The organism is Kitasatospora sp. NPDC022785 (assembly GCF_055561295.1).
In genome coordinates, this window is sequence record NZ_JBVHHB010000001.1 from 313,375 (window position 1) to 338,330 (window position 24,956).

The window sequence follows — 24,956 nt, forward strand, 5'->3', positions numbered from 1 at the left end:
ACGAACGCCGCGAGGGCGGGCAGTCGATCCGACTGCCCGCCCTCGGCGTGTCCGGTCTCAGGACTCGGTGCCGTCCGGGCCACCCGTACCGCCCCGGCGCCGCAGCCGGCCCCAGACCCGGCGGACCGGACCGGTGACCGTGCCGGCCGCCCGGGCCACCCGGTCGCGCACCGTGAGCCGCGCGGCCAGCACGGCGTCGGAGACCTTCCACCAGAGCTGCGCCGAGGACGGCGGCAGCAGCACCGCCCTGGTCCGCCCGGCCCGGCCGGCGCCGGCCCGCAGCCCGTCCCGGGCGGTCCGGACGTCCGCCGCCACCGGGGCCGACACCTGGGCGGAGCGGGCGTAGAGCACCCGCTCGGTGGCCAGCGCCACCCGGCCGGCGGCGGCCGCCGAGGCCTCGTCCAGTGCGGCGGCCTCGGAGATCCGGCGGGCGGTCGCGCGCGGCGTGCGCGACTCGTCCGGCTGGATGCCGATGTCCCAGGCGGAGTCGATCAGCTCGTCCCAGGCGGCCAGCACCTGTTCGTCGGTCGGCTCCGCGGGGCCGTCACCGCCGGGCCGCCGCCGCCCGCCCGCGCCGAGCCGGCGGCGGCGCAGCAGCGTCCGCCAGAGCATCGGGGTGAGCAGCAGCGCGACCAGCACCAGGACGCCGGCCAGGGCGGCCAGCACCTGCCAGGAGAGCAGCCAGGACTCGTCCTGGGCGCCGGTGGCGCTCTTCTTCTGGTCCCCGCACTCGCCCATGCGTCGCAGCTTCGCGTCGCAGTCGCTGCTGCCGGAGGGCACCGCGACCGGCCCGCTGCTCTGCGCGGCGGCGGTGGGCGCGGTGCTCGGCGCGGTGGTGGCCGCGGGGAGCGGCTCGGTGTAACGGGGCGCCACACCGCGGCCCTTGGTGGGCTCGAAGCGCGTCCAGCCGAAGCCCTCGAAGTACAGCTCGGGCCAGGCGTGGTACATCAGCCCGTTGACCGAATACCGGTCGTTGCCCTTGGTTTCGCCCGGGGTGAAGCCGACCGCGACCCGGGCCGGGATGCCCAGGGTGCGGGCCATCGCCGCCATGGTGGAGGCGAAGTGCACGCAGAAGCCCTTGCGGTTGCGCAGGAACTCCACGATCGCGTCGTTGCCGGTGCCGGCCTTGATGTCGGTGCGGTAGCTGAAGTCGGGGCCGGTGAACCAGTCCTGCAGCGCCAGCGCCTTGTCGTACGGGGTGGGCGCCTTCCTGGTGACCGCCTCGGCCTGCTGCCGGACCACCGGCGGGAGGTCCTTGGGCAGGTCGGTGTAGTGCCCGGCGATCTGCGGACGGGCGGGCAGCGCCTGGCGCAGCTCCTCGGCGGTGGGCCGGACGTCGTACGCGGTGACCTGGTAGTGCAGGCCCTTGATCGCCTTGTCCTTCGTCGGCTGGACGGTCCCGGTGAGGGTGTCCACCTTCCAGTTGCCGGGGACGGGGACGGTGGCGTTCTTGGCGGGGTAGGGCATCGGCAGCCAGGCGGAGTCCAGCTTCTCGGAGACCTGGAAGTCGCCCGGGACCGCCGGGACGTCGAGGTTGCCGAGCCCCTCGGGGGCGGCGAAGGAGCCCTTGAAGTCGGTGGTGCCGGGATTGCTGAGCTTCCACGCGGTGCCGTCGAACGAGTCCAGCGAACCGGTGCGCAGGTAGGCGGTGTCCGCCAGGCTGCTGTCCATCCGGTAGGTGAGCAGCTCGATGTCGCTGGGCTTGGTCAGCGCGGACTCCAGGGTGACCAGCGGGTCGAGGCTGGAGACACCCCCGGTGCCGGTGCCGCCGTTGGAGGCGCCGTTGGAGCCGGTGTGGATCAGCCCGCCGTCCCAGTGCGGCAGGAACACCGGCACCAGCAGGGCCAGCGCCAGCGCCAGGACGCCGATCCGCTGGCCGCTCAGGCTGAGCGTGCCGGAGCCCTCGGCTCCGCGCGAGGTGCCGCGGAAGACCCGGCCCCAGCGGGAGACCCGGTCCTGGCCCTCGGCGAAGAGCAGCACCAGGTAGCCGGCGGAGGCGAGCCCGAACCAGACCCAGCTGCCGTGGTCACCGGCCAGGCCGTTGCCGACCGAGTAGAGCGCCAGCAGCGGCAGCCCGGCCAGCGCCGAGCGCCGGTACGTCACCGCGACGGTGTCCACCATGATGGCGATCAGCCCGACGGACGCGACGAGGATCAGCCGCAGGCCCGGCTCGGGCGGCGCCGGGATGGCGTACTGCCGGATGTCGTCCAGCCCGCGGCCGAGGACACTGCCGAGGGTGTGCACCGACTCGGGGCCGGGCAGCATGCCGCCGAACTTGTTGGTGGCGCTCGCGAAGCCGACCAGCAGCAGCCCGAACAGGACGAGCAACTGCCCGAGCGGCACCGTCCAGCGGTAGAAGGGCGTCCGGCGCAGGCCCGCGCCGGCCAGCGCGATCACGGTGATCACCAGGAGGGCGTGGGCGATCCAGCTCCTGCCGGTGAGCAGCGGGGTGAGGCAGAGCGCGGCCAGGGCGGTGGCCAGCGCCGAGTACACGGTCAGTTTGGCCCGGGTGGTCACGCGCCGGCCTCTTCTCGGTAGGGGGAGGGCGACTCGGTCCGGTCGGCGGCCTGCCACAGCTCGGGGACGGAGTCCCCGGCGCGCACCGGGAGCACGGTCCAGCCGGCCTCGCGCAGCTGCCGGACCCGGTCGCGGAACTCGTCCCCGCCGGTTTCGGGCGCGAGCATCCGCAGACCGGACCAGGTGCCGGTGTCGAGCAGGAAGGCCACGGCGCCGCCGGTGCGGTTGCGCAGCCGGGCCAGCCGGGCGGTCTGCGCCTCGTCCAGCTCGCCGAGGACGGCGACCAGCAGGCCCTCGCCGGCGGTGCGCAGCGGCTCCTCGGCGCGGGAGAGCCCGCCGCCGTCGGAGAGGTCGACGACCGCGAGCGCGTCCAGGATCAGGCCGGAGGATTCGGCGGCGGTGGTGCCGCCGCCGGCGGCCGGGCCGGGGACGCAGTGGCCGGTGTCGGTGAGCAGGCGGGTCTGGTAGCCGCGCTCCAGCAGGTGGACGGCGACCGAGGCGGCGCAGCTGACCGCCCACTCGAAGGAGGAGGCGGGGCCGCTGCCGCGGTGGCCGGCGTCCCGGGTGTCGAGCAGCACGGTGGCGCGGGCCTTCTGCGGCTGTTCCTCGCGGCGGACCATCAGCTCGCCGTACCGGGCGGTGGACTTCCAGTGCACCCGGCGCAGGTCGTCGCCGTGCCGGTACTCGCGCAGGATGACGTCGTCGTCGCCGGCCAGCGCCAGGGTGCGGGTCCGGCTCTCGCCCTGGCCGGTCCACTCGCCCCTGAGCCGCACGAGCGGCAGGTTCTGGACCTGCGGTACCACGGTGAGGACGTCGGAGGCGGCGAAGGAACGGTTCAGCTCGCACATCCCGAACGGGTCGGAGAGCCGCAGCTGGAGCGGCCCGAGCGGGTAGCGGCCGCGCAGGTCGGAGCGGACCCGGTAGGACACCTCGCGGTTCCCGCGCGGTTCGACCCGGTCCAGCACGAACCGCGGGCGCGGCCCGAGCACGTACGGGACCTTGTCCTCCAGCAGCAACAGGCCGGTGGGCACCCGGGAGACGTTGTCCACCCGCAGGTGGACCCGGGCCTCCTGCCCGGCCACGGCCCGGCGCGGGGAGAGCCGGCGGCCGCTGGCCACCCGGTAGCGGGTGTTGGCCAGCAGCAGGGCGGCGGCCAGCGGCAGGGCCGCGAGCAGTACGCCGACGCGCAGCAGCGCGTCCTGGTCGAGCAGGTAGGAGCAGACCACCGCGGTGGCCCCGGCGGCGAGGAAGGAGCGGCCCCGGGTGGTGAGGCCGCGCAGGCCGGCGCGCAGGCCCGACGGTGCGTCGGACGGCCCCACCTCAGCCCCTCCGGACGGCCGGGCCGCCCTGCGGGCGCGGCAGCGGCAGCCGGGCGACGAGGTCGGTCACGATCTGCTCGGACGTGCGGCGGCTGAGCTGGGTCTCGGCGGTCGGCATCAGACGGTGGGCGAGCACCGGGACGGCCAGCCGCTGGATGTCGTCCGGGGTGACGTAGTCGCGCCCGTCCAGCGCGGCGGCGGCGCGGGCGGCCCGTACCAGGTGCAGGGTGGCGCGCGGCGAGGCGCCCAGGCGCAGCTCGTGGCTGGTCCGGGTGGCACCGACCAGGTCGACGGCGTAGCGCCGGACCGGGTCGGCGACGTGCACGGTGCGCACCAGCTCGATCAGCTTGAGGATGTCGGCGGCGTGCGCGACCGGCTGGAGGTCCTCCAGGGGGCTGGCGCCGGCGTGCACGTCGAGCATGGCGAGCTCGGCCTCGGGGCTCGGGTAGCCCATCGAGATCCGGGCCATGAAGCGGTCCCGCTGGGCCTCCGGGAGGGGGTAGGTGCCCTCCATCTCGACCGGGTTCTGGGTGGCCACGACCATGAACGGCGAGGGCAGCTCGTAGCTGGTGCCGTCGATGGTGACCTGGCGCTCCTCCATCGACTCCAACAGGGCGGACTGGGTCTTCGGCGAGGCCCGGTTGATCTCGTCGCCGACCACGATCTGGGCGAAGATCGCGCCCGGGCGGAACTCGAAGTCACGCTGGTGCTGGTCGAAGATGTTGGTGCCGGTGACGTCCGAGGGCAGCAGGTCGGGCGTGAACTGGATGCGCCGCACGGTGCAGTCGACGGACCGGGCCAGCGCCTTGGCCAGCATGGTCTTGCCGACGCCGGGCACGTCCTCCAGCAGCAGGTGGCCCTCGGCGAGCAGCACGGTCAGGGCGATCCGGACGGCCTCCGGCTTGCCCTCGATGACGCTCTCGATGTTGGTCCGCACCCGGTCCACGACGGCGGCGAGCTCGGGCAGGCCGACCCGGTGGTACCCGGGCGTCCGCTGATCGCCCCCCGTACGACCTTCGAGACCGGCCTGATCGTTGTAGCTCGTCACCCGTACGCTCCCTGGCACGCTGCGCCCGCCTCACCCCGAGGCCGGCCCCCACCCCTGCTTGACGCGGCCCCTCCGGGAGCGGTTCCGTGGGGGATCCGGTGCCGGGGTGCGGCCTGCGGCCTGGCCGCCCCAGGTGGTTCGGGGTCAGACCGGCAGGCGCATTCTCCCCCGGGTGGTGGCCAGAAGTCACCATCTCACCGGGAAGCACCGGGTCGCGCGCCGGGGAAGCGGGTACGCGGGCGTCACGGGAACGCCGCGGAGGGCCCGGACGGCGCTGGCCGGGCCGACGGCGGCGCTGGGAGCGGGGGAGAGGTCAGGAGATCTCGCGGAGCAGCCCGGTGTGGACGTCGAAGACGAAGCCGCGTACGTCGTCGGTGTGCAGCAGGAACGGCGAGGTACGGACCCGCTGCATGGACTGCCGGACGTCGCCGTCGAGGTCGACGAAGGACTCCACCGCCCACTGCGGGCGCTGGCCGACCTCCAGTTCCAGCTCGCGCCGGAAGTCCTCGGTGAGGCCGAGCAGGCCGCAGCCGGTGTGGTGGATCAGTGCGACCGAGCGGGTGCCCAGGGCACGCTGGCTGATGGTGAGCGAGCGGATGGTGTCGTCGGTGACGACACCGCCGGCGTTACGGAGCACGTGTGCGTCGCCGAGTTCGAGCCCGAGGGCGGCGAACAGGTCGAGCCGGGCGTCCATGCAGGCCACCACGGCGACCTTCTGGACCGGGCGGGCGTCCATGCCGCCGTCGCGGAAGGTCACCGCGTACTCGCGGTTGGCCGCGACGAAGCGGTCGATGATGTCGGGACCTGTGGAGTCGGCAGCGGCGGTCGGCGTGGGCCGGTCGGGGGTCACTGTCATATCGGAGACGTTAGTGCGATTCTCCCGTCCGTGGTGGAGTCAGGGGCTACAGAGCGGGCGGCTGTGATCGAGTGCATATCCACAATCCGCAGGCCCAGGGGACCGTTCCGGCCCGATTTGTCCGCTCCCCGCACGGGAGCCGGCCCCGCCGGGGCGCGCGGAGCCGCCGCGCGACCACGGGCGGCCGCGCCCGCAGCTCGCCGGAACGGCCGCGACCTGCGGTGATCCGTACCGCCGCCCGGGTGGTGCGCCGGAGCGGGCCATTGACTGGCGGGGTCCGCGCGATAGAGTTGCGGCGCAGTGGAGCACACCCGCCGGAGCCCGTCAACCGGGCCTTTCCGGCCGGTGCGGCGGCCGACGCGGCCCGTGGCCTCCACCCGCTCCGTGCCACCTGGCGCACCTTCCCCGGTGCCGGGCGGTCACGACCTTCCCCAGAGCGGGCGGGGACCACGGGCCGCGTCCCTGGCCGGGGCAGCTCCCCCCAGGCGCCGGTTCCGGCACGCAGTGGGCCAAAATGGTCGGAGCTCCCGGACATCGGGCTGCTCCGCACCGAGGAAGGGCGCCCACAGCGCATGAGCACCAACGAACCGGCTCCCAAGCACGTCCCCGTGATGCTGCAGCGGTGCATGGACGCGCTGGCCCCGGCGATCTCGCAGCCGGGCGCCGTGGTGGTGGACGCCACCCTCGGCCTCGGCGGGCACAGTGAGGCCCTGCTGACCCAGTTCCCGGACGTCCGGCTGGTCGCGGTGGACCGCGACCCGGCGGCGCTGAAGCTCTCCGGCGAGCGGCTGGCCCCGTTCGGCGACCGGGCCACCCTGGTGCACGCCGTCTACGACGAGATCCCCGAGGTGCTGGAGCGCCTCGACATCCCCAGGGTTCAGGGCATCCTGTTCGACCTCGGCGTCTCCTCGATGCAGCTGGACGAGGCCGAGCGCGGCTTCGCCTACTCCCAGGACGCCCCGCTGGACATGCGGATGGACCAGACCCGGGGCCTGAGCGCGGCCGAGGTGCTCAACACCTACACCCACGGCCAGCTGGCCCGGATCCTGAAGGTCTACGGCGAGGAGCGGTTCGCCGGGAAGATCGCCTCGGTGATCGTGCGCGAGCGCGAGAAGGAACCGTTCACCACCAGCGCGCGTCTGGTCGAGTTGGTGCGCAACGCCATCCCGGCCGCCACCCGTCGTACCGGCGGGAACCCGGCCAAGCGCACCTTCCAGGCGCTGCGGATCGAGGTCAACGGCGAGCTGGAGGTGCTGGACCGGGCGATCCCGGGCGCGCTGGACGCCCTGGCGCTGGGCGGGCGGATCGTCGTGATGTCCTACCAGTCGCTGGAGGACCGTCTGGTGAAGCAGTACCTCGCCGCCGGAGCGACCAGCACCGCCCCGCCGGGGCTGCCGTTCGTCCCGGAGGAGCACCAGCCCTGGCTGAAGCTGATCACCCGCGGTGCCGAACTGGCCACCGAGGAGGAGATCGAGGAGAACCGGCGCGCCGCGCCCGTGCGGTTGCGGGTGGCGGAGAGGATCAGGGACCGAAGCACCCGGGGCTGACCAGGTCGGGGCGGTCGGAAGGGCGGAGGAGAAAGCGTGGGGCCGGTGGCCGGAGGCGGGGCGGGGGGCGCGGTGCTCCCCGGGCAGGGCGGGAGGGCGCGGATCACGGTCCGCCCCGGGCGGCGCCCGGTACGGGGGCGGACGCCGTTCGCGGTCCTGGTGGTCGTCCTGCTCGCGGCCGGGCTGCTCGGCCTGCTGGCGTTGAACACCGCGCTCAACGAGGGCTCCTTCGAACTCTCCCGGCTCCAGCGGCAGACCACCGTGCTCACCGACGAGCAGCAGGGCCTCCAGCACCAGATCGACCAGAACTCCGCGCCGGACGCGCTGGCGCGCCGGGCTGCCGAGCTGGGCATGGTGCCGGCCGGCGGGATGGCATTCCTGGACGTCCCGAACGGCGGCAAGGTGCTCGGCACGCCCGGCCCGGCCCAGGACAGCCAGCCGGTGAAACGGTCCACCGCCGAACCGTGGCCCGGGAATCCGCAGCCCTCGCCGGGCGCCCAGCCGGGCACCGCCGTACCGACGGCCCCCGCAGCCGGCGGCGACACCACCGTCCAGATCAACCCCGCCGCGCCGCAGCCGGCGCCGACCGCGACCGGGGGTGCGGGCCGATGAGCGAGCGAGACGACCGGAAGGTGCGCGAAGCGCTCGCCGGGTGCAGCGAGGTGGGCGCATGAGTACGCCGCGACAGCCGTCCGGGGGCGGCGGCACCGGCCGTCCCCGGCCCGCCGCCAAGGGCGCCGCGCCGCGCCAGGCCCCGCGCGCCCAGCCCGGCAAGGCACAGCCCGGCCGGCCCCAGCCCGCCAGGCAGCAGCCGGCCAAGCCGCAGCCCGCACGGTCGCAGCAGCCCCCGAAGGCCCAGCCCGCCAAGCAGTCGGCCAAGGCCCAGCCGGCCCGGAACCCCCAGGGCAAGGCGCCCCGGACGCCGCAGCAGCGCCGCCCGGAGGCCCGCCCGCCGGTCCGCGGCCAGGCGGCCGGCCGGCCGCGCCCGAAGTCCCGCCCGCCGCAGCACCCGCGGCCCAAGCCGATCCGGCTGGCCGACTCGCGCCGCCGGCTCCGGGTGGTCACCGTGGCGCTCTCCCTGGTGTTCTCGGTCTTCGCCGGCCGCCTGGTCCAGCTCCAGCTGCTGGACTCCGACGCGCTGGCCGCCGACGCCAACACCAACCGCTACCTGGACATCCCGATCACCGCCGAGCGCGGCTCGATAACGTCCGCCGACGGCGTGGCGCTGGCCACCACCGTCGACGCGTACGACATCACCGCCGACCCGGCCATGTTCACCCCGGGCTCGGCCGGCATCCCCGACGCACCCGAGCAGGCGGCCGCACTGCTCGCGCCGATCCTCGGCCTGCCCAAGGAGAAGATCGCCGCCGACCTGCGCACCCCCAAGAGCCGCTACAAGCGGCTCGCCGCCCAGCAGACCCCCGACGTCAAGAACCAGATCAGCGACCTCAAGTCGACCCTGGAGAAGCAGGCCAACTCCCGGGCCTGCGTGGCCCAGCGGCGCCTGCTGAACAAGCCCGCGGAGGAGGGCGGGCGGAGCAGGGTGGACAACGAGTGCTTCAACCCGCTGGGCGGGGTCTTCAACCGGGACACCCAGAAGCGCGTCTACCCCTCGGACGGGCTGGCCGCCAACGTGGTCGGCTTCGTCAACGCGGAGGGCGAGGGCGCCGGCGGCCTGGAGTCGCAGTACCAGAAGGTGCTGGCCGGCAAGGACGGCCACAGCAGCTACGCCCAGTCCGGCGGCCGGCTGGTGCCGACCGCAGGGGGCTCGCTGGACCCGGCCGTGTCCGGCACCGACCTGCGGCTGACCGTCAACCGGGACATCCAGTGGGCGGCCCAGCGCGCCATCACCGACCAGGTCGCCAACGCCGGGGCGGAGAAGGGCTACGTCGTCGTCCAGGACGTGAAGACCGGCCAGGTCCTTGCGATGGCCACCTCACCCGGCTTCAACCCCAACGACCTGAGCAGCGCCAAGTCCTCCCAGCTCGGCAACGCGGCCCTCCAGGACGCGTACGAGCCCGGCTCCACCGCCAAGCTGATGACCATGGCCGCCGTGCTGGACACCGGCAAGGCCACCTGGGACACCAAGGTGACCGTCCCGTACCCGCTGGTCCGCGGCGATGTGGCGTTCAAGGACGACGTCGAGCACCCGACCTGGTACCTGACGCTGGCCGGGGTGCTCGCCAAGTCCTCCAACATCGGCACCATCGAGGCCGCCCAGACGCTCGGCGCGACCCAGCCCGAGGCCAACCAGGTGCTCTACGACTACCTGCGCAAGTTCGGCATCGGCCAGCAGACCGGCCTGGGCTTCCCCGGCGAGACCGCCGGCCTGCTGGACAAGCCGGAGGACTGGAAGGCGTCCAAGCAGTACACCATCCCGTTCGGCCAGGGCCTGTCGGTCAACGCCCTGCAGGCGACCTCGGTGTTCTCCACCATCGCCAACGGCGGGGTGCGGGTCACGCCCAGCATCGTCCAGGGCACCACCGCGCCGGACGGCCGGTACACCCCGGCCGCGCCCGGGGCGGAGTCCCGGGTGGTCAGCGAGCAGACCGCGAAGACGCTCACCGAGATGCTGGAGTCGGTCGTCACCGACGAGCAGGGCACCGGCGGGAAGGCGGCCATCCCCGGCTACCGGGTGGCCGGGAAGACCGGCACCGCCAACCGGGTGGACCCGAAGACCGGCGGCTACCACGGGTACACCGCGTCGTTCATCGGTTTCGCCCCGGCCGACCAGCCGCGGGTCACCGTCTCCTGCGTCATCCAGGACCCGGTCAACGGCCACTTCGGCGGCCAGCTCTGCGGGCCGGTGTTCAAACAGGTGATGGAGTTCACCCTGAAGACCCTGCAGGTCCCGCCGAGCGGCAGCGAGGCACCCAATCTGCCCGTCGAGTGGAAGCCGTGATCGACCATGAGCGACCAGCGGGCCGGGCGGGACGACGGCACGGCGCAGGCCCGGTTTGGCCCTGGGCACCCTTCGGCGGATAGCCTTCCCGCCGTGCCGAAACCCGATCAAACCACCGTGACTCCGCCCCGCCCCGCCCGGGCCGAGGCCCAGCCGCTCGCCGGGCTGGCCCGTCTGCTCGGCCTCGCGCCGGTCGAGGGGGGCCTCGTCACCGGCGTCACCCACGACTCCCGCGCGGTGCGCCCGGGCGATGTGTACGTGGCCTTCCCCGGGGCCAACCACCACGGCGCGGCCTTCGCGGCCCAGGCCGCCCAGGCGGGCGCGGTGGCCCTGCTCACCGACCCGGCCGGCGCGGAGCTGGCGGCCGGTACCGGCCTGCCGCTGCTGGTGGTCGACCGGCCGCGGGCCCGGATGGGCGAACTGGCCGCCGCGGTCTACGGCCGGCCCTCCGAGCGGCTGCTGATGATCGGGCTGACCGGTACCAACGGCAAGACCACCACCTCCTACCTGGTCGAGGGCGGCCTGCGCGGCGCCGGGCGCAGCCCCGGCGTGATCGGCACCGTCGAGATGCGGGTCGGCAGCGAGCGGATCAAGAGCGAGCGGACCACCCCCGAGGCCACCGACCTGCACGCGATCCTCGCCGTCATGGGCGAGCGCGGTGCGGACGCGGTGACCATGGAGGTCTCCAGCCACGCGCTGGTCTTCGGCCGCACCGACGGCGTGGTCTACGACGTCGCGCTGTTCAACAACCTCACCCCCGAGCACCTCGACTTCCACCCGGACATGGAGGACTACTTCCAGGCGAAGGCCCGGCTGTTCCAGCCCGGCAAGTCCCGCCGCGGGGTGGTCAACGTGGACGACCCGTACGGGCGCCGGCTGGTGGCCGAGGCGAAGATCCCGGTCACCTCCTTCTCCGCCACCGGCGCGCCCGAGGCCCACTGGCGGGCGGTGGACGTCCAGCTCGGCCCGGCCGGCTCGACCTTCCGGGTGCTCGGCCCCGACGGCGCCGCGGCCGACGCGGCCGTCCCGCTGCCCGGCCCGTTCAACGTCGCCAACGCGCTGGCCGCGATCACCCTGCTGGTCACCGCCGGGCTGCCGTTGGAGCAGGCCGTCGCCGGGATCGCCGCCGTGCCCGGGGTGCCGGGCCGGCTGGAGCGGGTCGACGCCGGGCAGCCGTTCGTCGCGGTGGTCGACTACGCCCACAAGCCGGACGCGCTGGAGGCCGTCCTCGGCTCGCTGCGCGAGGTCACCAAGGGCCGGCTGCACGTGGTGGTCGGCTGCGGCGGCGACCGCGATCCGCACAAGCGCGCCCCGATGGGCGCCATCGCCGCCCGCCTGGCCGACACCGCCGTGCTGACCAGCGACAACCCGCGCAGTGAGGATCCGCTGGCGATCCTCGCCACCATGCTGACCGGCGCCGCCTCGGTGCCCGAGGCCGAGCGCGGCGCCGTCCTGGTGGTGCCCGACCGCGCCGAGGCGATCCACCTCGCGGTGGCCCGCGCCCAGGCCGGCGACACCGTGCTGGTGGCCGGCAAGGGCCACGAGCTCGGCCAGTACGTACGAGACGAGATCCGCCCCTTCGACGACCGGGAGGTGCTGCGCGAATCCATCACGCAGACCACGGCCGCCCGGGGCACCGGAGGAGTAGAGCAGCCGTGATCGCACTGACCCTCGCCGAGGTGGCCGCAGCAGTCGGGGGCACCCTGGACGGCGCCGACCCCGACACCCCGGTGACCGGCCCGGTCGAGGTCGACTCCCGCAAGGTGCGCCCCGGCGGCCTCTTCGCCGCCTTCGTCGGCGAGCGCGTGGACGGCCACGAGTACGCCCGGACGGCGGTCGAGGCCGGCGCCGTCGCCGTGCTCGCCTCCCGCCCGGTCGGCGTACCCGCCGTCCTGGTCGACAGCGTGGTCGACGCGCTGGGCAAGCTGGCCCGCGCCGTGGTCGCCCGGGCCGAGGCCACGACCGTGGTCGCGCTGACCGGCTCGGCCGGCAAGACCAGCACCAAGGACCTGATCGCCCAGCTGCTCCAGCGGCACGGCGAGACCGTCTACCCGCCCGGCTCGCTCAACAACGAGATCGGCCACCCGATGACCGCGCTGCGGGTCGAGGCCGGCACCCGGCACCTGGTGATGGAGATGGGCGCCCGGCACAAGGGCGACATCGAGTACCTCACCTCGGTCACCCCGCCCCGGATCGGCCTGGTGCTGAACGTCGGCACCGCGCACGTCGGCGAGTTCGGCTCCCAGGAGGCGATCGCCGAGGCCAAGGGCGAGCTGGTCGAGGCGCTGCCCGCGGACGGCGCGGCGATCCTCAACGCCGACGACCGCCTGGTGCGCGCGATGGCCTCCCGGACCAAGGCCAGGGTGGTCCTCTTCGGGGAGTCCCCCGACGCCCATGTCCGGGCACAGGATGTTCGCCTGGACTCCACCGGACGGCCATCGTTCACGCTGATCACCCCGGCCGGTTCCGCACCCGTGCACCTGCGCCTGTACGGTGAGCACCACGTCTCGAACGCCCTCGCCGCCGCTGCGGTGGCGGTGGAGCTCGGGATGTCCGTCGACGACACCGCCGAAGCACTGAGCGAGGCGGGTGCGCTGTCCCGCTGGCGCATGGAGGTCGTCGACCGGGCCGATGGTGTCACCGTCGTCAACGACGCCTACAACGCGAACCCCGACTCGATGCGGGCCGCGCTGCGGGCGCTGGTCTCGATGGGGGGGCGTGGCCCGGAGCGCCGCCGGACCTGGGCGGTGCTCGGCGAGATGCGGGAGCTCGGCGAGGAGAGCCTGGCCGAGCACGACGCCATCGGGCGGCTCGCGGTACGGCTGGACGTCACCAAGCTGGTGGCGGTCGGCGGGCGCGAGGCGGCCTGCATGGAACTGGGCGCGAGGAACGAAGGTTCGTGGGGTGAGGAGTCGGTGCTGGTGTCCGACGCGGACGCGGCGGTCGAGCTGCTGCGCAGTCAGCTGCTGCCCGGGGATGTGGTCCTGGTGAAGGCCTCCCGTTCGGTGGGGCTGGAGAAGGTTGCCGAGGCTCTTCTCGCGGACGGTGCTGCGTAAATGAAGCAGATCCTCTTCTCCGGCATGATCGGTCTGATCCTGTCGCTGCTCGGCACGCCGGCCCTGATCAAGCTTCTCGCCCGGCACGGCTACGGCCAGTACATCCGCGACGACGGCCCCAAGGCGCACCACAGCAAGAAGGGCACGCCCACGATGGGCGGCATCGCCTTCATCCTGGCGACGCTCATCGCCTACTTCGCCACCAAGGCGATAACGGGCGAAAGCCCCACGATCTCCGGGCTGCTGGTGCTGTTCCTGACGGTCGGCCTGGGCCTGGTCGGCTTCCTGGACGACTACATCAAGGTCGTCAAGCGCCGCTCGCTCGGCCTGCGGGCCAAGGCGAAGCTGGTCGGCCAGTCGGCGGTGGCGCTCGCCTTCGCCGGTCTGGCGATGCAGTTCGCCGACGACCGGGGGCTCACGCCGGCCTCCGACCACCTGTCCTTCGTCCGGGACTTCAAGTGGTCCATCGGGCCGGTGCTGTTCGTCATCTTCGCGTACTTCATGATCGCCGCGATGTCGAACGGCGTGAACCTGACGGACGGTCTGGACGGTCTGGCCACCGGCGCCTCGGTGATGGTCTTCGGCGCCTACACCTTCATCGGTGTCTGGGAGTACGGCCAGAGCTGCGCGTACACGATCTCCGCCACCGCCAACTGCTACGACGTCCGCGACCCGCTGGACCTCGCCGTCGTCGCCGCCGCCCTGATGGGCTCCTGCTTCGGCTTCCTCTGGTGGAACACCTCGCCCGCCAAGATCTTCATGGGTGACACCGGCTCGCTCGCCCTCGGCGGCGCCCTGGCCGGCCTGGCGATCTGCTCCCGCACCGAGCTGCTGCTCGCGCTGCTCGGCGGCCTCTACGTGATCATCACCCTCTCGGTGATCATCCAGGTCGGCTCCTTCCGGATGACCGGCAAGCGCGTCTTCAAGATGGCCCCGCTGCAGCACCACTTCGAACTCAAGGGCTGGACCGAGGTCCTGATCGTGGTCCGGTTCTGGATCATCCAGGGCCTCTGCGTGGCCGTCGGACTCGGCCTCTTCTACGCGGGATGGGTGACCGGATGACCAACCCCGACTGGGCCGGACTGCCGGTCGCCGTCGCCGGCCTCGGCGTCTCCGGGATCAGCGCCGCCCGCGTCCTGCACGGCCTCGGGGCCCGCGTCACCGTCGTGGACGGCGGCTCCGGCGAGGGCCTGCAGGCTCGCGCCGCCGAGCTCCGGGCGCAGGGAATCACCGTCCGCCTCGGCGACGGCGACAGCCTGCCCGAGGGCACCCGGCTGGTCGTCACCTCGCCCGGCTGGCCGCCCAGCAGCCCGCTGTTCGCCGCCGCCGGCGCGGCCGGCGTCGAGGTCTGGGGCGACGTCGAACTGGCCTGGCGCCTGCGCAAGCCGCTGCCGTCCACCGGCGAGCCCGCCCCCTGGCTGGCCGTCACCGGCACCAACGGCAAGACCACCACCGTCCAGATGCTCGCCTCGATCCTCGCCGCCGCCGGCAAGCGCACCGCCGCCGTCGGCAACGTCGGGGTCTCGGTGCTGGACGCGGTGCTCGCCGCGGAGCCGTACGACGTGCTCGCGGTCGAGCTCTCCAGCTACCAGCTGCACTGGGCACCCTCGCTGCGCCCGTACTCGGCCGCCGTCCTCAACCTGGCGCCGGACCACCTGGACTGGCACGGCTCGATGGAGGCGTACGCCGCCGACAAGGGCCGGATCTACGAGGGCAACGTCGTCGCCTGCGTGTACAACCTGGCCGACCCGGCCACCGAGGAGCTGGTCCGCGAGGCCGACGTCGAGGAGGGCTGCCGCGCCGTCGGCTTCGGCCTCGGCGCGCCCGGCCTGTCGAACTTCGGCGTGGTCGACGGTCTGCTGGTGGACCGCGCCTTCGTGGCGGACCGGGCCAAGAACGCCGCCGAGCTGGGCTCGGTCGAGGACGTCAACCCGCCGGCCCCGCACAACATCGCCAACGCGCTCGCCGCCGCCGCCCTCGCCCGGGCGTACGGGGTCGACCCGAAGGCCGTCCGCGAGGGGCTGCGGGCCTTCCGCCCGGACGCCCACCGGATCGCCGAGGTCGGTGTGGTCGACGGCGTCACGTACATCGACGACTCCAAGGCCACCAACACCCACGCCGCCGCGGCCTCGCTGGCCTCGTACCGGCCGATCGTCTGGATCGCCGGCGGCCTGGCCAAGGGTGCCACCTTCGACGACCTCGTCCAGGGCGCGGCCGAGCGGCTGCGCGGCGCGGTGCTGATCGGCGAGGACCGCGCGCTGGTCCGGGAGGCGCTGGCACGACACGCGCCGGATGTCCCGGTGATCGAGGCGGCCGAGGGCCAGACTGGCGCGGTGGCGATGACCGAGGTGGTCCGCGCGGCCACCTCGCTCGCCCAATCGGGTGACACGGTGCTGCTGGCGCCGGCCTGCGCCTCGATGGACATGTTCACCAACTACGGCGAGCGCGGCGACCTCTTCGCGGCGGCGGTCCGGCGGCTGGAAGGCACCTGGGGCACGCCCTAGGGCGGGAGGAACACCCTCGGCCGGGGCACGCCTCGCGGCCCTTCGGCTCGCGAGGCGCAAGAAGAGGAGAGCAGGGGCGTGGTGGCGGGGCAGGGCAGGGCGGGCGGTACCGGTGCGCCGGAGAAGAGCCCGGCCGATCCGTGGCGGGTGATCTCGGCCACCACGACCGCCTACAAGTCGGCCGGCCCGGTGGCCCGGGCACAGGCCTTCCGGGCCCGCCTGCGGTACACGCTGGACCGGCCGCTGACGCCCTATCTGCTGATCATCGGCTCGACGCTGCTGCTGGTGGTGCTGGGCCTGCTGATGGTCTTCTCCGCCTCGCAGATCCTCGCCCTGGGCCAGCACCGCTCGTCGCAGTTCTACTTCCTCAAGCAGCTGGTCGCGGCGATGCTCGGGCTCGTCCTACTGATCGGCCTCGCGTCCGTGCCGGTCGCGGTGCTGCGGGTGATCACCTATCCGGTGATGTTCGGGGTGATCGGCGCGCTGGCGCTGGTCGCCGTCCCCGGCATCGGGGTGGAGGTCAACGGCAACCGGAACTGGCTGGATCTGGGCTTCTTCCAGTTCCAGCCGTCCGAGTTCGCCAAGCTCGCCTTGGTGCTCTGGGGCGCCGACCTGCTCGCCCGCAAACAGAAGAACGGCAGCCTCGACCAGTGGAAGCACCTGCTGGTCCCGCTGGTCCCGGGCGCCCTGCTGCTGCTGGCGATGATCATGCTCGGCGGCGACATGGGCACCTCGATGATCCTGGTGGCCGTGCTGTTCGGCCTGCTCTGGATGGTCGGCGCCCCGCTGCGGCTGTTCGTGGCGACCCTCGGCGTCGCCGTCGTGGTCTGCACCGCCCTGGTGGTGACCGTCCCGCACCGGGCCGAACGGCTCGCCTGCATCGGCGTCACCAAGCTCGACCCGGCCGGTGCCTGTTTCCAGGCGCTGCACGGCATCCAGGCGTTCGGGCTCGGCGGTCTCTTCGGGTCCGGGCTCGGCGCCGGCGTCGAGAAATGGGGCCAGCTCCCGGAGGCGCACACCGACTTCATCTTCGCCGCGACCGGCGAGGAACTGGGCCTGGTGGGGACGCTGTCGGTGATCGGCCTCTTTGCGGCACTAGGCTACGCGGGTATCCGTGTGGCCATCGGTACGAAGGACCCCTTCGTCAGGTACGCCGCGGGAGCCGCCACCACGTGGATCATGGCACAGGCCGTGATCAACCTCGGGTCGGCGCTGGGACTGCTGCCCATCGCGGGCGTCCCGCTCCCGCTGTTCTCCTACGGCGGTTCCGCCATGCTGTCGGCCATGTCCGCGATCGGTGTGCTGCTCTGCCTCGCACGCAGCACCTCGGGCGCGAAGGCGGCCCTGGCCGCCCGGAGCAAGAACTCCCGGGTCAGGAGACGACTGGCCCGGGTGCTGCCACGACGACGAACCACAGCGCGCCCGGCCCCGGTGCCGGCGCGCAGGGAGCGGTGAATTTCGGTGCATGTCGTACTCGCCGGCGGGGGGACCGCCGGTCACATCGAGCCGGCCCTCGCCCTCGCGGACGCCCTCCGCAGGCACGACCCGTCCATCGGGATCACCGCCCTGGGCACCGAACGCGGTCTGGAGACCCGGCTGGTACCCGAGCGCGGCTACCAGCTGGAGCTGATCCCGGCCGTCCCGCTGCCGCGCAAGCCCACCCCCGAGCTGATCACCGTCCCGGGCCGGCTGCGCGGCACCGTCCGGGCCGCCCAGGAGATCATCGAGCGGGTCAACGCCGACGTCGTGGTCGGCTTCGGCGGCTACGTCGCGATGCCGGCCTACCTGGCCGCCAAGCGGGCCGGCGTGCCGATCGTGGTGCACGAGGCCAACGCCCGGCCCGGCCTGGCCAACAAGATCGGCGCCCGGTACAGCGACTTCGTCGCCGTCTCCACGCCGGACAGCAAGCTGCGCGACTCCCGGTACATCGGCATCCCGCTGCGCCGGACCATCGCCACGCTGGACCGCAACGCGGCCCGCCCGGAGGCCCGGCACTACTTCGGCCTCGACCAGCGGCTGCCCACCCTGCTCGTCTCCGGCGGCTCGCAGGGCGCCCGCCGGCTCAACGAGACCGTCACCGCGATCGCGCCGCGGCTCCAGCAGTACGGCGTGCAGATCCTGCACGCGGTCGGCCCGAAGAACGAGCTGCCGCAGGTGGACGACATCCCCGGGATGCCGCCCTACCGCCCGGTGCCGTACGTGGACCGGATGGACCTCGCCTACGCGGCCGCCGACCTGATGCTCTGCCGGGCGGGCGCCATGACGGTGGCCGAGCTGGCCGCCGTCGGCCTGCCCGCCGCCTTCGTCCCGTTGCCGATCGGCAACGGCGAGCAGCGGCTGAACGCCCAGCCGATGGTCAAGGCCGGCGGCGGCCTGCTGGTCGACGACGCGGAGCTGACCCCGGACTGGGTGCTGCAGAACGTGCTGCCGGTGCTCACCGACCCGCAGAAGCTCTGGGACATGAGCCGGGCGGCCGCCGAGTTCGGCCGCCGGGACGCCGACGAGCTGCTGGTCGGCATGGTGTACGAGGCGATCGAGGCCGCCCGGGGTGGTCGCCGACGTGGCTGACGGCCGGCTCGCCGACCCTCCCCCGGCCTCCGGCCGGGGGTACGCCCAGGACGAGGTGGAGTTCGGGGACGAGGGGTACGCTCCCCGGCTCCGGCTCTCCCGGCGGGGCATCGTGGTGCTGGGCGCGCTCGGCGCCGCGGTGATCGGCGGGCTGGCCTGGCTGGTGTTCCTGTCGTCGGTGCTGGACGTGCGCAGCGTCTCGGTGCAGGGCGTGCAGGACGACAAGCTGACGGTCGACCAGGTCCGCGCGGCGATCGGCGAGGTCGGCGGCGGCCCGCTGGCCCGGGTGGACCTGGCCGACGTCGAGCGGCGGGTGAAGGCGATCCCGCGGGTGGCCGGGGCCGAGGTCTGGCGCGGCTGGCCGCACACGCTGCAGGTGAAGATCGTCCAGCGCACGGCGGTCGCCGCCGTCAAGGGGGAGGACGGCCAGTTCACCCAGGTGGACGCGGGCGGCGTGAGCTTCGCCACCGAGGCGACCGCCCCCGAGGGGGTGCCGGTGGTCGAGCTGCGGCTCGGTCAGCCGGCCCGGGACGCGGACTCGGTGATCACCCGTTCGCAGTTGGTGCAGGGCGCGGTGGCGGTGGCCGCCGGCCTGCCCGCCGAGGTCCGGCAACGGGCCGGGGTGGTGCTGGTGCACTCCTACGACGACATCCAGGTGCAGCTCAGCGGGGGTGCGACGGTCCGCTGGGGGAGTCCGGACCAGACTGATCGCAAGGCCCGGGTGCTGGTGGCGCTGCTGCATCAGAAGGGTACGAACTTCGATGTCAGCGCTCCGGAGGCGCCGGCGGTGTCCGGATGATCCGGTAGGTTCTCTGTCTGGGGGAGGGGTTGACGCGGGTTTCGTGTCGGCCTGACCCTTGGTGGTCACCCCGGTTTCATAAGCCGGTTGATGATCACATAGGCTCAAAAGAAAAAGGGAAGCTCGGCGTGTTCGTTGAAACACGTGCCCGGGGCCACCTAGTGTCCTGTGTCACCAGACTGTGTCCCCTGGTGATGTGACGGGGGCACAGGACTAACCCTAAAGGTCAAGTTTAGGGTTGGGGTCGGCGGTCGGCATTTCGGACATTCAGTCAGAAACCAGGCTCCCTACCCATCGACATCCGTCGGAACGACACCCCACCGGGAGTCGGGCCGACCCGGAAATTCGAGGCGAGAGGCCTTCGACGTGGCAGCACCGCAGAACTACCTCGCAGTCATCAAGGTCGTCGGTATCGGCGGCGGTGGTGTCAACGCCATCAACCGGATGATCGAGGTCGGTCTCAAGGGCGTCGAGTTCATCGCGATCAACACCGATGCGCAGGCCCTCCTGATGAGCGACGCCGACGTCAAGCTCGATGTGGGCCGTGAACTCACCCGGGGCCTCGGCGCCGGCGCCAACCCCGAGGTCGGCCGGAAGGCCGCCGAGGACCACCGCGAGGAGATCGAGGAGGTCCTCAAGGGGGCCGACATGGTCTTCGTCACCGCCGGCGAGGGCGGCGGCACCGGCACCGGCGGCGCGCCCGTCGTGGCCAACATCGCCCGCTCGCTCGGTGCGCTGACCATCGGTGTGGTCACCCGCCCCTTCACCTTCGAGGGCCGGCGTCGCGCCAACCAGGCGGAGGACGGCATCGCCGGCCTGCGCGAAGAGGTCGACACCCTGATCGTGATCCCCAACGACCGGCTGCTGTCCATCTCGGACCGCCAGGTCAGCGTGCTGGACGCGTTCCGCTCCGCCGACCAGGTGCTGCTCTCCGGCGTCCAGGGCATCACCGACCTGATCACCACCCCGGGCCTGATCAACCTCGACTTCGCCGACGTCAAGTCCGTCATGTCGGACGCCGGCTCGGCGCTGATGGGCATCGGCTCCGCCCGCGGGGAGGACCGCGCCAAGGCGGCCGCCGTGATGGCGATCTCCTCGCCGCTGCTGGAGGCGTCGATCGACGGCGCCCGCGGTGTCCTGCTCTCCATCTCCGGCGGCTCCGACCTCGGCCTGTTCGAGATCAACGAGTCCGCCCAGCTGGTCAGCGAGGCCGCGCACCCCGAGGCCAACATCATCTTCGGTGCGGTCATCGACGACGCGCTCGGCGACGAGGTCCGCGTCACCGTGATCGCCGCGGGCTTCGACGGCGGCCAGCCGCCGGCCATCGTCCGCGACCCGGTGGTCAAGGCCGGCCAGACGGCCCCGGCCTCCACGCCGGCCCCCGCCCCGGAGCGCCCGGCGAGCCGGCCCTCGTACGGGAGCATCGGCTCGGTGACGGCCCGCCCGGAGGGTGAGACCGCCGGCGCGCCGCGTCCGGCCGAGGCACCGTCCACCGCGACCGCCGCACCCGTGCCTCCGCAGGTGCAGCCCGCCCGCCAGCCGTTCGTGGAGAGCCCCGCCGAGGAGCTCGACGTCCCGGACTTCCTTAAGTGATCGATCGCACGTCCCGCAACGGTGCTCACTTCGCCTTCACCACCCGGTGGGGCGGGGTGAGCACTTCGCCGTACGGGGAGCTGAACCTCGGCGGTGCGGTGGGGGACGACCCGGCCGTCGTCCGGGAGAACCGGGCGATCGCGGCCCGCTCGCTGGGGCTCGACCCGGCGGACGTGGTCTGGATGAACCAGGTGCACGGCGCGGACGTCGCCGTGGTGACGGAACGCCAGCCGTCGGGGGAGGCCCCGAGGGTGGATGCGGTGGTCACCGACCGGCCGCTGGCGCTGGCGGTCCTGACCGCCGACTGCACCCCCGTCCTGCTGGCCGACCCGGTGGCGGGTGTGGCGGGGGCGGCCCACGCGGGCCGGCCCGGGCTGGCGGCCGGCGTGGTGCCGGCGGTGGTCGGGGCCATGGTGGAGCTGGGCGCCGAGCCGGGGCGGATCACCGCCGCGATCGGGCCCGCGGTCTGCGGCCGCTGCTACGAAGTACCGGCCGCGTTGCGCGCCGAAGTCGCCGGACTGGTGCCGGCCGCGTACGCCGAGACCTCCTGGGGCACGCCGGCCCTGGACCTGCCGGAAGGAGTGGCGGCTCAGCTGGCCGCTGCGGGAGTCACCGAGTTGGTGCGATCATCGGTCTGCACCCTCGAATCCTCCGATCACTACTCCTACCGCCGCGAGCAGCGCACGGGCCGGCTCGCGAGCTACGTCTGGTTGGGCTCTGAACTCTCATGACGAACGACATCTACGGACCGTTCCCGGGCAGCCAGGAATTCCTCTCCGCCCTGACACAGGGACAGCGGGCCCGGTACGAGGAGCTCGGGACCAACCTCGAGGTCGTCGAGCGCCGGATCGCGGACGCCTGTGCGGCCGCCGGGCGGGCGCGTGACGAGGTGAAGCTGGTCGTGGTCACCAAGACCTACCCGGCCGAGGACACCGCGCTGCTGGCCGCACTGGGCGTCACCGATGTCGCGGAGAACCGCGACCAGGACGCCGCTCCCAAGGCGGAGCAGTGCAGAAACCTTCCGCTGGACTGGCACTTCGTCGGCCAGCTGCAGACCAACAAGGTCCGCTCGGTGGTCCGGTACGCGAACCACGTGCACTCGGTGGACCGGCTGCGGCTGGTCGGATCGCTCTCCGCGGCGGTGCTCAAGTCCGGGCGGCCGGAGCTGGGTTGCCTGGTCCAGGTCGCACTGGAGAAGGAGCAGGGCGAGGGGGAGGGCCGGGCCGGGGTCGCCCCGGCGGAGGTCGGGGCGCTGGCCGACGCGATCGCGCAGGCGCCCGGGCTCCGGCTGGACGGTGTGATGACCGTCGCGCCGCTCGCCGGACCGCTCGCCGCGGACCCGGCCCGGGCGTTCGCGCGGCTGGCGGAAATCGCAACCGCCGTACGGACGGCCCATCCTGCTGCCACCATGGTTTCCGCAGGAATGAGTGGTGACCTTGAGCAGGCCGTTGCCGCCGGGGCGACACATGTGCGCGTCGGAACGGCGGTACTCGGAGTGCGGTCACCCCTCAGGTAACGTCACCGGGTAGTAGATCAGACTGCAGGACAAAATAGGACAGAAACTAGCAGCTTTCCAGAGCGCTAGCGAACCGTGGATCGCAGCTCCGCGGCCCCCACCCACGACTTCTGAGCGGCCGTCGGCCTGACGGGCAGTCGTGGGCGGACCGCGGAATCCGCAGGCAGGGCCGTACGGCGTGGCCGCCGGGACGGGGCCGGTCCGCAGAGCGAGCGGAGCGGGCGACCATCGGAAGGTGCGCGTTCGCGAAGCAGCCACCGAGCGCAGCGAGGTGGACATGAGCGGAGGAGACAGGAGCATGGCCGGCGCAATGCGCAAGATGGCGGTCTACCTCGGCCTCGTGGAGGACGAGACGTACGACGGTCAGGGGTACGACCCCGACGACGACTACGACGCGGACCCCGAGCCGATTCGCACCGGGCGGACGGAGGACATCCCCCGGCCTGCCTCTCCGGCGCCCGCCCCGGTCTCCTCGATCACGCCGCAGCCCGTGCCGGCCGCGGTCCCGATCCGGCAGGAGACTCCGAGGATGGCCCCAGTGTCGTCCATCACACCCGAACGCCGCCACAACCTGGAGAAGAGCGCCCCGGTGATCATGCCCAAGGTAGTGAACGAACGAGAGCCCTACCGCATCACCACGCTGCACCCCCGGACCTACAACGAGGCCCGTACCATCGGGGAACAGTTCCGTGGCGGCACCCCGGTGATCATGAATTTGACCGAGATGGACGACACTGACGCGAAGCGCCTCGTAGACTTCGCCGCTGGACTCGTCTTCGGTCTGCACGGCAGTATCGAGCGCGTGACACAGAAGGTGTTCCTGCTGTCGCCTGCTAACGTCGATGTCACGGCGGAGGACAAGGCTCGGATCGCCGAGGGTGGGTTCTTCAACCAGAGCTGACCCGACCACGACTTTACGTGTGGATCTGATCGACAGTGAGTTAGCGACAGGCAGCAGGGCCCGAGGGCCGAGAACCGGGGAGAGGGAAGCGCGATGGGGATCGTGTGGGCGGTGCTCTATTACGCGCTGACCGTCTTCCTGGTGTTCCTGCTTGCGCGGCTGGTGATGGACTGGGTTTTCCAGTTCGCGCGTTCGTGGCGGCCCGGCAAGGCCATGGTCCTGGTCCTGGAGGCCACGTACACTGTCACGGATCCGCCGCTCAAGCTTCTTCGGCGGTTCATTCCGCCGTTGCGTCTCGGGGGCGTGGCGCTCGACCTGTCCTTCTTCGTACTGATGATCATTGTGTATGTCCTGATCTCGCTTGTGCGGCCCTAGTCGTAGGTGAGCGATGCGACAGGATGCCGGTGTGCCGACGATCACGTTGAGGTGAAGAGATGCCATTGACCCCCGAGGACGTTCGGAACAAGCAGTTCACGACCGTCCGCCTGCGCGAAGGCTATGACGAGGACGAGGTCGATGCCTTCCTCGACGAGGTCGAGGCGGAGCTGACCCGCCTTCTCCGCGAGAACGAGGACCTGCGCGCCAAGCTGGCCGCCGCGACCCGTGCCGCCGCGCAGAACCAGGCCAACATGCGCAAGGAGCCGCCGCAGGACTCGCGTCCCGGCGCCCCCGTGCCTGCCGCCATATCCGGCCCGCCGGTCCCCGGTCAGCAGCAGGGCCCCGGTCCGCAGCAGATGGGCGGCCCCGGCGGTCCGCAGCAGATGGGCGGCCCGCAGCAGCAGCAGCAGATGGGCAACCAGCCCCTCGGCCTGCCGTCCGGCGCCCCGCAGCTCCCGTCCGGCCAGGGCGGCCCGATGGGTGGCCAGCAGCAGCAGATGAACCAGACCATGGGCGGCCAGCAGCAGCTGGTCCAGCCGATGGGCGGTCAGATGCTCCAGCCCATGGGCGGTCCCGGTGGCCCGCAGCAGATGGGCAACCCGATGGGCCAGGGCATGGGCCAGCAGCAGATGCAGCAGATGGGCGGCCCCATGGGCGGCCCGCAGCAGCAGCAGATGGGCGGCCCGCTCGGCGCCCCGATGCAGCAGCAGGGCCCCGGTGGCGACAGCGCGGCCCGCGTGCTGGCGCTCGCCCAGCAGACCGCCGACCAGGCGATCTCCGAGGCCCGTTCCGAGGCCAACAAGATCGTCGGCGAGGCGCGCAGCCGGGCCGAGGGTCTGGAGCGCGACGCCCGGGCCAAGGCCGACGCCCTGGAGCGGGACGCGCAGGAGAAGCACCGCGTCGCGATGGGCTCGCTGGAGTCCGCGCGGGCCACGCTGGAGCGCAAGGTCGAGGACCTGCGGGCGTTCGAGCGTGAGTACCGCACGCGTCTGAAGTCCTACCTGGAGACCCAGCTGCGCCAGCTGGAGTCGCAGGCGGACGACTCGCTCGCCCCGCCGCGCATCCCGGCCACCGCTTCGCTGCCGCCGGCCGCGTCGTCGATGGCTCCGGCCGGTGCGTCCGCGATGAGCAGCGGTGCGCCGAGCTTCGGTGGCAACCAGCCGTCCTTCGGTGGCAACCAGCCGTCGTTCGGTGGGCAGAGCTCGTTCGGCGGCAACTCCGGTGCGCCGAGCTTCGGCGGGCAGGCGTCGGGCGGCAACACCGGTGCGCCGCAGATGCAGCCGGCCGGGATGACGCAGCCGATGGCGGCCGTCCGTCCGCAGCCTCCGCAGCCGATGCAGCAGGCGCCGGCGCCGATGCGCGGGTTCCTGATCGACGAGGACGGCGACAACTAGGCGGTACGCAGTACATCGAGGGCGCCCCCTCTGTGACCTCCGGGTCACGGTGGGGGCG

20 protein-coding genes are annotated in these 24,956 nt (G+C 72.9%); 16 read left to right on the forward strand and 4 right to left on the reverse strand.

Annotated features, from left to right (window positions below; genetic code table 11):
* Nucleotides 1-57: 57 nt before the first annotated feature.
* The 4 genes from ACZ3YO_RS01360 to ACZ3YO_RS01375 form a co-directional block, all read right to left on the reverse strand.
* Nucleotides 58-2,517 (reverse strand): transglutaminase TgpA family protein, encoded by a 2,460-nt coding sequence (locus ACZ3YO_RS01360; protein WP_465563305.1) that lies wholly within the window; start codon nucleotides 2,515-2,517, stop codon nucleotides 58-60.
* On the reverse strand, nucleotides 2,514-3,836 hold the full coding sequence (locus ACZ3YO_RS01365) for a DUF58 domain-containing protein (RefSeq protein WP_465563308.1): 1,323 nt from the start codon (nucleotides 3,834-3,836) through the stop codon (nucleotides 2,514-2,516). The genes ACZ3YO_RS01360 and ACZ3YO_RS01365 overlap by 4 nt, the downstream gene beginning before the upstream one ends.
* A 1-nt stretch (nucleotide 3,837) precedes the next feature.
* Nucleotides 3,838-4,803: an AAA family ATPase gene (locus ACZ3YO_RS01370; RefSeq protein WP_465564139.1), complete on the reverse strand. Its 966-nt coding sequence runs from the start codon at nucleotides 4,801-4,803 to the stop codon at nucleotides 3,838-3,840.
* Between the two features lie 394 nt (nucleotides 4,804-5,197).
* The gene (locus tag ACZ3YO_RS01375) at nucleotides 5,198-5,740 is read right to left on the reverse strand and encodes a beta-class carbonic anhydrase (RefSeq protein ID WP_396319382.1); all 543 of its coding nucleotides are present in this window, start codon (nucleotides 5,738-5,740) and stop codon (nucleotides 5,198-5,200) included.
* A 572-nt stretch (nucleotides 5,741-6,312) separates the two neighbouring features.
* Here ACZ3YO_RS01375 and rsmH point away from each other — a divergent pair.
* The 16 genes from rsmH to ACZ3YO_RS01455 all read left to right on the forward strand — a co-directional run bounded on the left by rsmH (nucleotide 6,313) and on the right by ACZ3YO_RS01455 (nucleotide 24,898).
* Nucleotides 6,313-7,287 carry a 16S rRNA (cytosine(1402)-N(4))-methyltransferase RsmH gene (rsmH, locus tag ACZ3YO_RS01380; protein WP_396319381.1) on the forward strand — a complete coding sequence of 325 codons (975 nt, stop codon included), beginning with the start codon at nucleotides 6,313-6,315 and terminating at the stop codon, nucleotides 7,285-7,287.
* Nucleotides 7,288-7,323: 36 nt separating this feature from the next.
* Nucleotides 7,324-7,899: a cell division protein FtsL gene (gene ftsL, locus ACZ3YO_RS01385; protein WP_465563312.1), complete on the forward strand. Its 576-nt coding sequence runs from the start codon at nucleotides 7,324-7,326 to the stop codon at nucleotides 7,897-7,899.
* A 58-nt stretch (nucleotides 7,900-7,957) separates the two neighbouring features.
* Nucleotides 7,958-10,189, forward strand: coding sequence for a peptidoglycan D,D-transpeptidase FtsI family protein (locus ACZ3YO_RS01390; protein WP_465563314.1), 2,232 nt, complete (start codon nucleotides 7,958-7,960; stop codon nucleotides 10,187-10,189).
* A gap of 6 nt (nucleotides 10,190-10,195) precedes the next feature.
* Entirely contained in the window at nucleotides 10,196-11,848 is a 1,653-nt protein-coding gene (locus ACZ3YO_RS01395; RefSeq protein WP_465563317.1) for a UDP-N-acetylmuramoyl-L-alanyl-D-glutamate--2,6-diaminopimelate ligase, read from the forward strand.
* Entirely contained in the window at nucleotides 11,845-13,245 is a 1,401-nt protein-coding gene (locus tag ACZ3YO_RS01400) for a UDP-N-acetylmuramoyl-tripeptide--D-alanyl-D-alanine ligase (RefSeq protein WP_465563320.1), read from the forward strand. Before ACZ3YO_RS01395 ends, ACZ3YO_RS01400 begins: the two co-directional genes overlap by 4 nt.
* Nucleotides 13,246-14,307 carry a phospho-N-acetylmuramoyl-pentapeptide-transferase gene (gene mraY / locus ACZ3YO_RS01405; RefSeq protein WP_396319373.1) on the forward strand — a complete coding sequence of 354 codons (1,062 nt, stop codon included), beginning with the start codon at nucleotides 13,246-13,248 and terminating at the stop codon, nucleotides 14,305-14,307. It abuts the gene before it with no gap.
* A complete protein-coding gene (gene murD / locus ACZ3YO_RS01410) occupies nucleotides 14,304-15,749 on the forward strand; it encodes a UDP-N-acetylmuramoyl-L-alanine--D-glutamate ligase (RefSeq protein ID WP_465563323.1) in 1,446 nt (481 codons plus the stop codon). Before mraY ends, murD begins: the two co-directional genes overlap by 4 nt.
* A gap of 147 nt (nucleotides 15,750-15,896) precedes the next feature.
* On the forward strand, nucleotides 15,897-17,204 hold the full coding sequence (ftsW, locus tag ACZ3YO_RS01415) for a putative lipid II flippase FtsW (protein ID WP_465564142.1): 1,308 nt from the start codon (nucleotides 15,897-15,899) through the stop codon (nucleotides 17,202-17,204).
* 6 nt (nucleotides 17,205-17,210) lie between these two features.
* Entirely contained in the window at nucleotides 17,211-18,317 is a 1,107-nt protein-coding gene (gene murG, locus ACZ3YO_RS01420) for an undecaprenyldiphospho-muramoylpentapeptide beta-N-acetylglucosaminyltransferase (protein ID WP_465545695.1), read from the forward strand.
* The gene (locus tag ACZ3YO_RS01425) at nucleotides 18,310-19,116 is read left to right on the forward strand and encodes a cell division protein FtsQ/DivIB (RefSeq protein ID WP_465563327.1); all 807 of its coding nucleotides are present in this window, start codon (nucleotides 18,310-18,312) and stop codon (nucleotides 19,114-19,116) included. Before murG ends, ACZ3YO_RS01425 begins: the two co-directional genes overlap by 8 nt.
* Before the next feature lie 366 nt (nucleotides 19,117-19,482).
* The gene (gene ftsZ, locus ACZ3YO_RS01430; RefSeq protein WP_465563330.1) at nucleotides 19,483-20,709 is read left to right on the forward strand and encodes a cell division protein FtsZ; all 1,227 of its coding nucleotides are present in this window, start codon (nucleotides 19,483-19,485) and stop codon (nucleotides 20,707-20,709) included.
* The gene (pgeF, locus tag ACZ3YO_RS01435) at nucleotides 20,706-21,440 is read left to right on the forward strand and encodes a peptidoglycan editing factor PgeF (protein WP_465563333.1); all 735 of its coding nucleotides are present in this window, start codon (nucleotides 20,706-20,708) and stop codon (nucleotides 21,438-21,440) included. The genes ftsZ and pgeF overlap by 4 nt, the downstream gene beginning before the upstream one ends.
* Complete coding sequence (locus tag ACZ3YO_RS01440) at nucleotides 21,437-22,225, forward strand: YggS family pyridoxal phosphate-dependent enzyme (RefSeq protein ID WP_465563335.1); 789 nt, start codon at nucleotides 21,437-21,439, stop codon at nucleotides 22,223-22,225. Before pgeF ends, ACZ3YO_RS01440 begins: the two co-directional genes overlap by 4 nt.
* Before the next feature lie 298 nt (nucleotides 22,226-22,523).
* Complete coding sequence (locus tag ACZ3YO_RS01445) at nucleotides 22,524-23,126, forward strand: cell division protein SepF (protein WP_030391444.1); 603 nt, start codon at nucleotides 22,524-22,526, stop codon at nucleotides 23,124-23,126.
* Between the two features lie 93 nt (nucleotides 23,127-23,219).
* Entirely contained in the window at nucleotides 23,220-23,501 is a 282-nt protein-coding gene (locus ACZ3YO_RS01450; RefSeq protein WP_238740330.1) for a YggT family protein, read from the forward strand.
* 59 nt (nucleotides 23,502-23,560) lie between these two features.
* Nucleotides 23,561-24,898, forward strand: coding sequence for a DivIVA domain-containing protein (locus ACZ3YO_RS01455; protein ID WP_465563338.1), 1,338 nt, complete (start codon nucleotides 23,561-23,563; stop codon nucleotides 24,896-24,898).
* Nucleotides 24,899-24,956 lie beyond the last annotated feature (58 nt).

Coding starts and splice junctions, on each gene's coding strand:
- ACZ3YO_RS01375 (WP_396319382.1), bottom strand. CDS start 5,740: ATGACAGTGACCCCCGACCGGCCCACGCCGACCGCCGCTGCCGACTCC.
- rsmH (WP_396319381.1), top strand. CDS start 6,313: ATGAGCACCAACGAACCGGCTCCCAAGCACGTCCCCGTGATGCTGCAG.
- ACZ3YO_RS01390 (WP_465563314.1), top strand. CDS start 7,958: ATGAGTACGCCGCGACAGCCGTCCGGGGGCGGCGGCACCGGCCGTCCC.
- ACZ3YO_RS01395 (WP_465563317.1), top strand. CDS start 10,196: ATGAGCGACCAGCGGGCCGGGCGGGACGACGGCACGGCGCAGGCCCGG.
- mraY (WP_396319373.1), top strand. CDS start 13,246: ATGAAGCAGATCCTCTTCTCCGGCATGATCGGTCTGATCCTGTCGCTG.
- murD (WP_465563323.1), top strand. CDS start 14,304: ATGACCAACCCCGACTGGGCCGGACTGCCGGTCGCCGTCGCCGGCCTC.
- ACZ3YO_RS01440 (WP_465563335.1), top strand. CDS start 21,437: ATGACGAACGACATCTACGGACCGTTCCCGGGCAGCCAGGAATTCCTC.
- ACZ3YO_RS01445 (WP_030391444.1), top strand. CDS start 22,524: ATGGCCGGCGCAATGCGCAAGATGGCGGTCTACCTCGGCCTCGTGGAG.
- ACZ3YO_RS01450 (WP_238740330.1), top strand. CDS start 23,220: ATGGGGATCGTGTGGGCGGTGCTCTATTACGCGCTGACCGTCTTCCTG.
- ACZ3YO_RS01455 (WP_465563338.1), top strand. CDS start 23,561: ATGCCATTGACCCCCGAGGACGTTCGGAACAAGCAGTTCACGACCGTC.